Annotated in this window: 9 protein-coding genes and 1 tRNA gene; 5 read left to right on the top strand and 5 right to left on the bottom strand. The window is 35.6% G+C overall.

The annotated features are described in order from the left end of the window. Positions 1–135 precede the first annotated feature (135 nt). Positions 136–219, top strand: a tRNA-Leu gene (locus tag F6K54_RS03185). 311 nt (positions 220–530) lie between these two features. Here the strand turns inward: F6K54_RS03185 and F6K54_RS03180 are convergent. The 3 genes from F6K54_RS03180 to F6K54_RS03170 form a co-directional block, all read right to left on the bottom strand. Further along, positions 531–992, bottom strand: coding sequence for an MORN repeat-containing protein (locus F6K54_RS03180; RefSeq protein ID WP_293074338.1), 462 nt, complete (start codon positions 990–992; stop codon positions 531–533). Between the two features lie 310 nt (positions 993–1302). Further along, positions 1303–1917: a hypothetical protein gene (locus F6K54_RS03175; RefSeq protein WP_293074335.1), complete on the bottom strand. Its 615-nt coding sequence runs from the start codon at positions 1915–1917 to the stop codon at positions 1303–1305. A 218-nt stretch (positions 1918–2135) separates the two neighbouring features. Next, a complete protein-coding gene (locus tag F6K54_RS03170) occupies positions 2136–3080 on the bottom strand; it encodes a ribonuclease Z (RefSeq protein WP_293074388.1) in 945 nt (314 codons plus the stop codon). A 289-nt stretch (positions 3081–3369) separates the two neighbouring features. On the opposite strand from F6K54_RS03170, the gene F6K54_RS03165 reads away from it, so the two are divergent. Continuing rightward, on the top strand, positions 3370–4536 hold the full coding sequence (locus F6K54_RS03165) for a SpoIID/LytB domain-containing protein (protein WP_293074332.1): 1167 nt from the start codon (positions 3370–3372) through the stop codon (positions 4534–4536). A 1303-nt stretch (positions 4537–5839) separates the two neighbouring features. On the opposite strand, the gene F6K54_RS03160 is transcribed toward F6K54_RS03165, so the two are convergent. Further along, positions 5840–6016, bottom strand: a complete 177-nt coding sequence (locus F6K54_RS03160; protein WP_293074329.1) for a hypothetical protein — start codon at positions 6014–6016, stop codon at positions 5840–5842. 106 nt (positions 6017–6122) lie between these two features. Here F6K54_RS03160 and F6K54_RS03155 point away from each other — a divergent pair, with 106 nt between their 5' ends. Further along, the gene (locus tag F6K54_RS03155; RefSeq protein WP_293074327.1) at positions 6123–6347 is read left to right on the top strand and encodes a hypothetical protein; all 225 of its coding nucleotides are present in this window, start codon (positions 6123–6125) and stop codon (positions 6345–6347) included. A gap of 35 nt (positions 6348–6382) precedes the next feature. Here the strand turns inward: F6K54_RS03155 and F6K54_RS03150 are convergent, their stop codons facing one another. Then, positions 6383–7720, bottom strand: a complete 1338-nt coding sequence (locus F6K54_RS03150) for a hypothetical protein (RefSeq protein ID WP_293074324.1) — start codon at positions 7718–7720, stop codon at positions 6383–6385. Positions 7721–8656: 936 nt separating this feature from the next. On the opposite strand from F6K54_RS03150, the gene F6K54_RS03145 reads away from it, so the two are divergent. Both F6K54_RS03145 and recN read left to right on the top strand, forming a co-directional pair. Beyond that, complete coding sequence (locus F6K54_RS03145) at positions 8657–9868, top strand: transposase (RefSeq protein ID WP_293074321.1); 1212 nt, start codon at positions 8657–8659, stop codon at positions 9866–9868. 231 nt (positions 9869–10099) lie between these two features. Next, entirely contained in the window at positions 10100–11860 is a 1761-nt protein-coding gene (gene recN, locus F6K54_RS03140; RefSeq protein WP_293074319.1) for a DNA repair protein RecN, read from the top strand. Positions 11861–12291: the final 431 nt, after the last annotated feature.

The following is a 12291-nucleotide window of genomic DNA, read 5'->3' as shown; positions in this document are numbered from 1 at the left end:
ACTCTCTACTTTTAGGTTTACAAGAAATTTCAAATTTTTTTTTCAAAAGACTTGCAAAAATTTGAACATTGTGATTATATAAAGGAATGAGCTTTGTTATGCAAATGCAGTTAGTTCAACACTCGACACAAAAACGGGGGTGTGGCGGAATGGTAGACGCTACGGACTTAAAATCCGTTGACCTTAACAGTCGTGTGGGTTCAAGTCCCACCACCCCCATTCTTAACGAAGTTAGAAGTTAGAAGTCAGAAGTCAGAAGTTATTTTTGTAATGGGGTTTGAGCTTCGCTCCAAAAATATTTGGCCTTAAAAGGGGAGGTTGCGCGACACAATTATTTTGATAAATGTCAATCGAACTGGGCCATCAAAAAAAATCTTCAAACCTTAAACCAAACAAAACAAAAGCTACTTCTAAGTTTATTTGCCTGGGGTGCTTCACAGAATGAATATTCCCTAAGATTTACTATTCACCCCTAATCGAGAAACTTCGTCAAATCTAGAATTTCATAACTTAGAAAATCATAAGCCATATCAGTCTTCACGAATTAGCCTGTCGTTTTCCCAAATTCCTTTCTTTTGGAGACCATCGTGTCCAATAAACTCACCTCTTCCGTGTTTAAGGTTATTACGCCATTCACCCCTATAAATGTCTCCATTTAACCAAATGTACGACCCTACACCGTGGCGCCTATCATTAAGCCATTCTCCTACATATCTATCTCCATTTAGGGCAAAATATTCGCCTCTCCCATCACGCAATCCGTTTTTTACTTCACCTTCATATCTACTACCATCTGAATATTCTTGGACTACTATGCTGCTTTGAGGAGGATTAGGTTGACTTGAAGGAATTGGCTCAGGACTTATATCAGGGGTATGGTCTTCTGCTAAGTGCTTTTCTAAAAAAGGACTAAAGATTCCTGAAATAGAAGCTGCAATAATGGTAACAACAATCGAGACAAGCCAATGAACTTTATTGTTTTCTTCTCTCATTACTTTACATTGTTATAAAAGGAAAGATTATTTAAACCTAATAGACCTCTCCAAAAACTCAATTTTTGTCTTGACTTTATAAGGTTTTCAACCTGATTTTCATTTTTAGAGAGGTTTAGTGGATAACACAAAAGTTTGGATAATTTATACAGCACTTCCCGCTGCTATAAGATAAACATTTAACGGGCAAGATGCCTGCAATACAAGATTTTTACTATTCACGTCTTGTACATCATTTGTCTTAAATATGTTGTATTTAAACTAGCTAGACTTGAAATATAACATCATCCAAAGTTGAAAGATTTGATTGTTAGAACCAAGTTTTTTTTATAGATGCCTTCATTACATATACGCAAAACTTATCTATTAAAACATTAGGTAAAATCCATCTTTGATTAGACACTGCGTCACGAATTACTAAATCAACAACGCATTTATCATGTACTTTTCCATAAGAATCAACATAAACACAGCGTTCGTACTGAGCAATATTTGATAAATCCATGCTGGCAACTAATGTAGATTGGTCTAAAGTATTCAAGCTTCTTTGAGTGCCCCTCCTCATCCGAAGAGCTACCTCTCGCCTAAACATATCCCTTGAATTTTCAACAGTAATTGGATTCGCCCGGTTTGTTCGTCGATTAACAGTTCCCTCAGCAAAAATTCTTTCTCTAGGATTTTCACTTGGGATTGGAACCCTCATTTGTCTGCTACCAGGAATATCACTAATTGCCTGATATGCTTGCTCAATATCTCTAATATCGGGCACTATAGCGACTGGCATGGGCTTGGGTTTGTAGAGAAAATCGATATCTACATCAGGAAATGCTGCATTTGATAGCTGCGCTAAGGATAAAACCAAAGCAAAAGATACAACCGTAATCAGCAGAACCCTAAATCTGCGGACCAAAAAGTTTATTTTCATTGAATTTTTCTCCTGAAACTATAGACATATCCAAAAACAACAATTTGGGGACAACTACATAAGGGTTTGGTAGTTTTTTTGGATAGGTCTAACTAGGGACTATGATAGAGAAAACTGATGCACTCTATGCTATGTGAAAGCTAAAATGAAAAGTTGTTTTAACTTTGAATTAGCTTTTTAAGGTCAGATTCACTACATAAACACCAAAGTTTGAAGAATTAATTCCGCAAAACTCGCTGATTAGGAATTTCATAACTCAAAAAATCATAAGCCATATCAGTATTAGGGAAAATAGCCCGCGCCTCCTGTAGCAAATCATCCAACAAAATCGGATTCCCAGGAGCATATCTAGGACTAAAATGAGTCATCATCAAACGTTTAGCACCTGCGGCCAAAGCCACCTGTGCAGCCATAGTCGAAGTAGAATGTAATCTTTGAAAAGCCATATCAGCATCCCGATGAGAAAAAGTAGCCTCGTGAACAAGTAAATCAGCATCCTGCGCCAGTTCCACCGCCCCATCACAAAAAACAGTATCAGTACAATAAACAAACTTCCGGCCAATCTGAGGTGTTCCACATAAATCTGCCCCACTAATTCTCCGTCCATCAGATAAAGTAATCCACTCACCCCGTTTTAACTTGCCATATATAGGACCAGGAGGAATACCCAAAGCCTTAGCCTTTTCCACATCAAAATGTCCTGGTCGGTCTTTTTCCGTTACCCGATAACCAACAGCAGGAACCCGATGTTTTAAATAACCACAGCTAACAACATATTCATCATCCTCATAAATTACACCAGGTCTAGATTGATAAATCTTCAAAGGATAAGCCAAGCGAGTTTGAGAATATCGAATACAACCTTGCAAGTAATCCTCCAGAGCAGGGGGACCATATATATCGATGCTTTTAACATTTCCCCCCAAACCACAACTAGCTAATAACCCCATCAGACCAAAAATATGGTCGCCGTGCATATGAGTAATAAAAATACGAGTCAGTTGACTAACCTTAAGTTCACTGCGGAGAAACTGATGTTGAGTTCCTTCCCCACAGTCAAACAACCATAATTCACCCCGTTGAGGCAAGCGTAAAGCAACACTTGAAACATTACGCGATCGCGTCGGGACACCAGAGCTAGTTCCTAGAAAAGTTACCTGCAAAACTTCAAAATTCCTCAGTAAACTCAAAAAATATGATAATTATATCCACAAGTGATAATTATTCTTTAATTTTACCCTGTGAAATTTATTATCAAAATAATGTGGGTCGAAAACCCTGCCTTTTAAGGCGCAATATTTTTGGAGGTTTGCTCAAATCCCCTAGTTCCCCTCCTGGGAGGGGTTAGGGGTGGGCAGACTTCTGACTTCTGACTTCTGACTTCTGACTTCGTTAAGGCTTTTGCCTACATTTAGTTAAATATAAAATCTAAAATATAAAATATAAAATCTGATGAGTTCTGGATTGCTATTTATTTCTGTTATTAATCGTTCCATTAAACCACTAAAACACTATTTTTGGACATCCATTCTATTCTGGTTACTAGCGATCACCCCTGCTCAAGCTTCTCTAGTCCTGCGAATTGCCATTCAAGAAGGGGCAAAAGAAGTTAAAGTTGGTAGTTCTACAAGCGCTATAGTAAGAGATGGTGCTGGTAGAGCTATTGGCGAACTACAGCCAACCAAAGGCTTTGCCGCCGAATTAAGATCGGGAAAAGTTGCTTTGTCCAACTGGGTATCTGGTCAAATGTGGATCGAACCCAAAGGAGAAGGTTATGTATGGATAGGCGATCGCTGGTATCGTGGACGTACTCACATTATCCCTAGCAAATCAGGAATTACAGCTATCAATTACGTTGATATAGAACAATACCTATACAGTGTTATTGGAGCAGAAATGAATGGCAATTGGCCTCAAGCAGCTTTAAAAGCCCAAGCAGTTGCGGCCCGCTCCTATGCTTTGAATAAGCGTCAAGAAAATAGTAATAATTTCTACGACTTAGGCAATGACCAATTATGGCAAGTATACCAAGGAATTAAAACAGAGTCTCCAGGTACTTATGCTGCTGTTGATGCCACTAAAGGTCAAGTGCTTACCTACAATGGTCAAATTATTTTAGCTTTATTCCATTCCTCCTCTGGAGGCCACACAGAAAATGTAGAGGATGTTTGGTCAAACCCACTTCCTTATCTCCGCGCGGTTCCCGACTTCGATCAAGATGCTCCAGTTTATGAATGGACAGAATCATTTACTCAAGCAGAATTGAAACAACGAATATCAGGTGTAGGAAATATCATATCTATGACACCTCAGACTACTACTCCTCACAATAGTGTTATTACTATCAAAGTTTTAGGGGATGCAGGGGTTAAAACTCTTAAAGGTACGGATGTTACAGCAGCTCTGGGATTAAAAAGTACCAGATTTATAGTTAGTCCTAATAAAAATGAAGGCCAACAAATTCCCAGCAGTTTCAAAATTACTGGAAAAGGTTTTGGTCACGCTGTCGGAATGAGTCAATGGGGAGCTTATAATTTAGCTCGAAACGGATATAATTACCAGCAGATTTTGTTGTACTATTACCAGGGTGCAAATTTAGCGAGAATTGATGTACGCTAAAACTAGAATTTGGGCATTCTTTCTAAATCTAAGTAAATAAATTCTACTGTTAACGAAATAAATTTCAAAAAGTCAGATTTTACTAAAAATGAAAGAGTTAGATTGGTTTAATTAAAGCTGTTGAAATACAAAAATAATCCTGATTTAGGTAGAACTAGAATTTTATTGATTAGCTCATTTTAAAACAACTTTTTTTCAGATTAGGTTGAGATGATAATTCTTATGATAATTCTATAGTCACAGGTAATTTTAGTTTAATGAAGTATATAACTTCTTCCTTTAAACCAAAGTTTCTTTACTCTATATAGGATATATTTTGGAGCTATATAAGCATATCCTCCAAAAGAGAAAGTAAGGGGTAGGGACGTTGTATATCCATACAGAATAGGTGGAAATAATTGATGAATAAGAGTACAAAAATTGATTTTATTTTTGATGATTAGAGATTTCTATTTAGGGCTTGCTGATTAAATCTAAAAACATTGGTAGGTAAAGGTTTTAGCCTTTTTAAATCTGGAAAAAGTATAAGAAGTTAGGTCTAAAAAATTCATGCATGTGAGTATTTTCGGCTAGGTATGGCAAAAAAATCACTCTTACTATTGTTTTGGTAACTGAATCTGTAATCCCCATTTATTCTAACTCCTAACTACTCCCTTTTCCCCTCCTGGAAGCTATGCTTTATAAACATCTTTCTTAACATAAAAATTGACACGCATAGACAAATTATGTTCAAGACTTTAAAAGCTTTTTTATAGATAGAAAATGTATTTAAAAGTACATTATTTTTGGCAGATTAAGTAGTTTCACTTATACAGTATGACTATTTCTCCCTTCTCCCCTGCTCCCCTTCTCTCCGTGTCCCCGTGTCTGGTGCGTCTCCGTGTCCTCGTGTCTGAGGAGTTCCTTATAAGGGATAGTCCTGGGAGGGGGAGGGGCGAGGGGTGGGTCCCTACTCCCTACAAAGAGCAAAAAGACTTTCCATACGCAAACCCTATTTATGTACTTACAGCAGATTCAGTGATATATAAAGTACAGATATTAATAATTAGACGTTCCCAGTGCGGGCATCTTGCCCGCGATGGGTGTACCCCACACCTGGTTTAATTTACTGTAAATTAAGAGAGATGGAGAGATGGTGAATATGAGGGTAAATTTCAACCTTTTTACCTTATTCTATTTTTCGAGTTCTTGATAATTAAATGGATATAGTGACTAACATCCTGACTAAAAAATAAGGTCTCAAGCCTCCCCTTTCAAGGGGATCAAAAAAAATAAATTTCAGTATTTCAAGCCTCTGGCTTTCCTACGGAATGCTGCGCAAACAGCCAGAGGAACTGATAACTGATAACTGATAACTGATAACTGATAACTGATAACTGATAACTGAAATGACATCTATAGGAATATCTAAAATAATACTAAGTTGTGTAGAAAAAAAGAGATGATAATTTTCACCTATTTCCATGTACCTTCTTTTCATAAGAAACATCAGTAAACCTGATTTATAATGTTAATTCTGCCTTCAAACCTCTAGAAAGTTCTCGCAGAAAAAAAATGGTTCTATACTTTATATTTTTAGATAACAAATGCAAAAATGGGAATATATATTAGTAGATGCTAGTCCTTATCCTTTTGGAGATAAACTGATTAGCATATATATCAACGGTCAAGAATGGCGAGACTGGAAAGACAGAGAATTACACGAGTTAGTTAATTACTTAGGCAATGAAGGATGGGAATTAGTAGCTATTCGCCATGACTCAAAAAATGATAATAATTACTTCATATTTAAACGCCCTAAAATTACATAATAAATTATCGATATTTAAGCACTTCAGTTAATATCTTAACCATCTGATTGATTCAATCTTTTTTGCCATTCACCATCAATTTTATCTGCTTGTTCAGCTTCCTGCTCTAGAATACTCTTTTCAGTTGTATATGCTAAACTTTCACGACCAATAATAGTTTCACTAGCAAATTTTTTAGCATATTCAATTTTCTGTTTTAACTGACGATCTGCTTGATTCAAAGTAATAACTCTTTTTTGCCTTTGTTGATTCCTTGTCTCTACTTTACCATTACGCCATTGTACCCAAAAATAACGAATTAAAGGTAAAACTAAAAAACCAACACCATAAACCAGTAAAAGAGGATAAATAACTTCAACAAAAGAAATAAATCCTCCTATCTGAGCTGCCACCGTACCATCTTCTAGCAAAGAACCCAAAACTAAAGCACCAACAAAATTCACAGCACCCAACCCAGTTGCTAACATTATTTGACCGGAATTTGCTTCACTAAAGCGCCAAAGTTTTTCCTTTAAAAATGCAGAAACAGGTTGAGAATTCCACTCTTTTACCGTTGTTTGTAACTCAGGAAAATGATAGACAATTTGACCTTCAGGGCTAACTTCTGGACGACCATTAAAACGAGTTAATACTGGTAAAACATACTCTTCATATTCCAAAGCATATCCTTTACCCAAATCATCTAAATAAGGAGCAATTTGTTCGGCAACTACCGCCCCTTGATTATTTTTAATCACAGTAGCGATCGCCTGCCAACGTCGCTCATCTAGATTATAATTTGGGTTACCATCTCCAAACAAAAAAGAAAACACAGCTTCAAAAAAATTCATCCCATTTTTTTGACCTTGAGAATTATATTTTTGTCTTTGACGTTGATATCTGTAGGGGCGATCATAATAACCCCAATCAAACCACAAAAACCAATTAGGATTAAACCAAAACCCAGGGAAAAAAATCATCCCGCCACCAGAATTATTACTCCTACCACCTGAGTCATTTCTATCACCACTAGAATTCAGAGAAATCACAATAATCGCAATAGCTACAAGTATAATTACAAGAGAAAGTATCAACAAAATACCAAAAGAAATTCGGATTAAATAAAACAATACTCGCCAAACTTTCTCCCACCATTCTCGCCATCTTAACCGCCAGAATTTATTCCTTAAAATACCTCTAAAATTCTTAGGAAATAAATAAGCAATTTCCCCTGCTTCTGATACTTGTAAATGACCACCAGCATCTGTAGCTAAAGCTAATAATCCTTGTTCTGCCACTTTCACATCTAATCCAGCTTTAGCCGCCACATCTCCCACAGTAACACGGTAGTCCAAATTCTCTACGGCTGTCATTATTACAGGATTTGGAGTCATAACATTACCTCTAACCTAATTTACTTATCTATTAAAATTATAGACAAAAAATCATCTATGTAGGAGTAAGCATTTAGCTATCAGCCATTAGTAGTTAGCAATAAAAATTCTAGACTAATTTGGAACATTAGTTCATACAAATTTTACTCAAAAAATGTATAAATTACCAGGTAGAGAAAATCTAGTTTGATGCGCTTTTATTCATACCTTTAATCCTTTATTAGTCACTAAATCTTGATTCCGACTTCATTTAATCATCAGCTAATTGCCGATAAATCATTGCTTACACCTCAAGATAAAAAGTAAAAATAGTTAACAAATTCCCGCTATTTATCTGCTTTCTATTCTGTCTTCTGTAATTGTAATTTTGCCACAAATACAGCATCGATAATACGATATCCTATAGGAATTATTGAACTTAAATATTTCGGTCTATATTTGAAATTTTTTACAAATAATTTAGGACTGTTATAGTAACCTTAAATAGGTTGTGAAAAAAATGTTAATCTGAGAATATCCATCTAAAATTTAGCAAAACTTTCCTTTATATACCTTTACTATTTTACTATTTAGGATATTTATAGAACTCATTTGGTATCTTTGTGATTAACTTGAGATAAAAGAAATCCCACACTGAAAACGCGAGAGTCAGTGTAGTATGAATGCGTTATTTTTCTACTATATCTATCAATTATATTTCGTCGATCTTCAATGTCTTCAGGTAAATCATCTATGAAATCACGCCCTTACCTGAGTCATCGTTTTTTGCTTTTGGATTGCATATAATCTCAGTTTATCTAATCTTTCTTTACTTATCCGAAAATATTATGGTACTTTCATCATGTAGGCGACCAATGTGTACGCAAACTATTATAATAGATACATGGTCAATAGGGAACGCTACGCTGTAAATTTGTAGGTTTTTAGGGTCGAAAAATGAGACTAGCTTATCAATACAAATTACGCCCGACAAAAGAACAATCAGACAAAATAGATAAGATTCTGGAAATGTTAAGGTGGCAATATAACTATATGTTGGCACAAAGATTTAATTGGTGGGAACAAAATCGTTGCTCAATCAATGCTTGTCCTTTAATTTGTCATCTTCCTGAATTAAAAAACCGACCAACTTACTATAATCAAAAACAATCCCTTGTACAACTAAAAATAGATAGACCGTGGTACAAAGAAATACATTCTCAAGTATTGCAAGAAGTGCCAAAAAGAGTTGAATTAGCTTTTGATAGATGGATTAAAGGAGATTCAAAAGGTAAACGATTAGGTAAACCTAGATTCAAAGGAAAAAATCAATATAAAACATTCACTTATGCTCAGTTTAAACAATATCATTTTGTTAATAATAAAGTTAACCTATCAAAAATAGGTGATGTTAAGGTAATTGTTCATAGACCTATTCCAGATGGATTTACGATCAAAACAGTATCAATTACTCAAAAAGCTAGTGGTTATTTTGTGACTTTGAGTGTAGAAGATAAATCAGTACCAACAATCAAACCAGATATAAAACGTGGAAATATAGTTGGTATTGATGTAGGTTTAATTGATTTTTTCGTAACTTCGGATGATGAGTCTGTTCCAGCTCCTAAATATTTGAGAAAAGCTGAATATAAACTGAAATCAGCACAGAGGAAAGTATCTAGGAGAAAGAAAGGTTCTAAAGGTAGACTCAAAGCTATAAAACAACTAGCTAAAAAACACAATAAAGTAGCTGATACTCGCAAAGATTTCCATCATAAAACTGCTAATCAATTGTTATCTAAATATGACATTATTGCAGTAGAAAAGTTGAATATTAAAGGTATGATTAAGTCTAGATTAGCTAAATCTGTACATGATGCTGGATGGGGTAATTTCAAGACAATATTAACTAGCAAGGCTGAAAGAGCTGGTCAGTTAGTAGCTGAAGTTAAACCTCATGGTACAAGTACAGAATGTTCTAGATGTGGTCATAAAGTCAAGAAACTTTTGGGTCAAAGACAGCATAATTGTTCTAAATGCAATTTATCAATTGGACGTGATTTGAATGCTGCAATTAATATTAAAAATCGAGCTGAGGTGTTAGTAAAAGATTTGATACTAGCAGCAGAGTTTGAAGAAGATCGAGGCGCACAATTGAGCCTGTTCTAAAATCAATTGGAGCGGAGGGGCATCCCGTGCTAGCTCAGTTAATGTCTACATAGTAGAGTCGCTCAGAAGCCTACACTGATTACAAGAATCAGTCTGGGAGTATGTCACTCAGAGATTCAAGCCATAAACTCAAAAATTATTTTTGACCGAAACAGGATAAAAGTAAAGTGCAAACATTTAATCTTCACTTCTTCCTTCTTCCTTCTTTCTTCTTCCTTCTTCCTTGAATAAATGCTTATATCCCTTCGCATTAATAACTTTGCTCTTATAGACCATCTAGACCTAGAATTAAGCTCTGGCCTAAATGTATTCACAGGAGAAACAGGTGCTGGTAAGTCCATTATCCTAGATGCTCTTGATGCAACTCTGGGCGGTAAAGTAGACCGTCGTGTAATCCGAACAGGAACTAAACGAGCTATCTTAGAAGCAACCTTTGAGCTAAACTCATCCCTGGCTAAATGGTTAGGAAACCAAGAAATAGATTTAGTGGATGGTACATTAGTGGTCTGTAGTCGTGAAATTACTTATGCCCAAACTTCTCTCCGTACTAGGTCTCGTCTCAATGGTATTCTGGTCAATCGCAAAATAATGGACCAACTGCGCGATCGCCTATTAGAAATTACAGCCCAAGGCCAAACTCTACAATTAGGAAATCCCAATCTCCAAAGGGAATGGCTCGATCTATATGGTAGTCATCCCCTACTAAAATGCCGAGAAGCAGTAAGTATTGCCTACCAAAAAGCTCAAAAAGCCAAAGCAGCATTAGAAAATCGTCGTCAGTCAGAACAGGAACGTTTACAAAGAATAGATTTATTAGAATACCAAGTACAAGAACTAGATAAATCTAATCTTACTGAACCTCAAGAATTAGAACAACTAACACAAGAAAGTCAACGTCTTAGTCATGCAGTTGAACTTCAACATCAAAGCTATCAAATATATCAAGCTTTATATCAAAATGAAGGAGATAATTCAGCCGCAGCAGACCTCCTTGGAGAAGCAGAAACTATATTAAACGATATGGTAAACTACGACTCCACATTACAACCTATATTAGAAATGATTAATGAGGCTTTATCTCAAGTTGTTGAAGCTAGCCGACAAATTAGTAGCTATGGCGAAGAATTAGAAGCCGATCCCCAAAGATTACAGGATGTTGAAGAAAGAATTCAAGAGCTTAAACAAATTTGTCGCAAGTATGGTCCAACCCTAGAAGAAGCTATTAATTATTATTACAAAATACAAGCAGAACTCAAAGAACTACAAGATGGTGGAGAGTCTGTTGAAGCACTTGAAAAAGTATATCTAGAAACTCAAAAACAATTACAAGATAAATGTAGCGAACTTAGCTTAAAACGTCATAGTGCGGCTGCTAAATTAGAGACACATTTAGTAGAGGAATTAAAACCTCTCGCTATGGAAAAAGTGAAATTTCAGGTACAAATTACTCCTACTAACCCAACAATTACAGGAGCTGACCAGATTACATTCTGCTTCAGTCCAAACCCTGGTGAACCACTACAACCTCTAAATTCAATAGCTTCTGGTGGGGAAATGAGTCGATTTTTATTGGCATTGAAAGCTTGTTTTTCTCAAATAGAAGGGTCTGGTACTTTAGTATTTGATGAAATAGATGTTGGAGTTTCAGGAAGAGTAGCAGCAGCTATTTCAGAAAAACTACATCAACTTAGTCGGAAACATCAAGTCCTCTGCGTAACCCATCAACCGATAGTAGCTGCAATGGCTGATAATCACTTTAATGTCAGTAAACAAGTAGTTGAGGAAATACCTAATCAAAACTCTGAAGTACGGACTATTGTTAGAGTTAAAAATCTCAATAATTATCAACGGCGGGAGGAGTTGGCACAACTAGCTAGTGGTAGGCCAGCTCAAGAGGCTATAGCTTTTGCAGAATCTCTTTTAACTGAAGCTGCTACTAAACGTAGTCAAAATTTGACTATACCTATTTCTAGTTCTAGAGGAGAATCTTAAGTCCATAAGATTGCTTCTATTAAAAATACGATATAAAATAACATTAATAATTGACTTTAACAAAGGGCACAAAAAAATCATGTGGATTATGTTGAATTATCAACTTAGATATAACACTATCCATAGTATCAATAGCGATTTTTTGTGTTAGATTATGAATATCAAACTTGAGGGCATAACTTGAACAGATCAAAGCTTGCTTACTTCTATTTCTATACAAAGGTGTAGCAAATAAATATGAAACTTTGATTAATGATGTTTTTCACAATTATTAATTAAAGATTTAACAAGGGCAAAAAATAACTTTCTCTACTATAAAACTAATATACTTATTGAAGAAAAAGCATTCAATTAATGGGGGATAAAGAAAAAAAAATATTCCCAGACACAGATGCTCCCTAAGCTCATACCTATAACTTTTGTAGCAAACA

The organism is Okeania sp. SIO3B5 (genome assembly GCF_010692555.1).
In the GTDB taxonomy this organism is placed as follows: Bacteria; Cyanobacteriota; Cyanobacteriia; order Cyanobacteriales; family Microcoleaceae; genus Okeania.
The sequence above is the reverse complement of the archived record's forward strand: the minus strand, read 5'-3'. Positions and strand labels throughout refer to the sequence as shown.

Bases quoted from the DNA above. Each gene is read 5' to 3' on its own strand.
- F6K54_RS03180 (WP_293074338.1), bottom strand. From the start codon at position 992: ATGAGAGAAGAAAACAATAAAGTTCATTGGCTTGTCTCGATTGTTGTT.
- F6K54_RS03175 (WP_293074335.1), bottom strand. From the start codon at position 1,917: ATGAAAATAAACTTTTTGGTCCGCAGATTTAGGGTTCTGCTGATTACG.
- F6K54_RS03165 (WP_293074332.1), top strand. From the start codon at position 3,370: ATGAGTTCTGGATTGCTATTTATTTCTGTTATTAATCGTTCCATTAAA.
- F6K54_RS03160 (WP_293074329.1), bottom strand. From the start codon at position 6,016: ATGAAAAGAAGGTACATGGAAATAGGTGAAAATTATCATCTCTTTTTT.
- F6K54_RS03155 (WP_293074327.1), top strand. From the start codon at position 6,123: ATGCAAAAATGGGAATATATATTAGTAGATGCTAGTCCTTATCCTTTT.
- F6K54_RS03150 (WP_293074324.1), bottom strand. From the start codon at position 7,720: ATGACTCCAAATCCTGTAATAATGACAGCCGTAGAGAATTTGGACTAC.
- F6K54_RS03145 (WP_293074321.1), top strand. From the start codon at position 8,657: ATGAGACTAGCTTATCAATACAAATTACGCCCGACAAAAGAACAATCA.
- recN (WP_293074319.1), top strand. From the start codon at position 10,100: ATGCTTATATCCCTTCGCATTAATAACTTTGCTCTTATAGACCATCTA.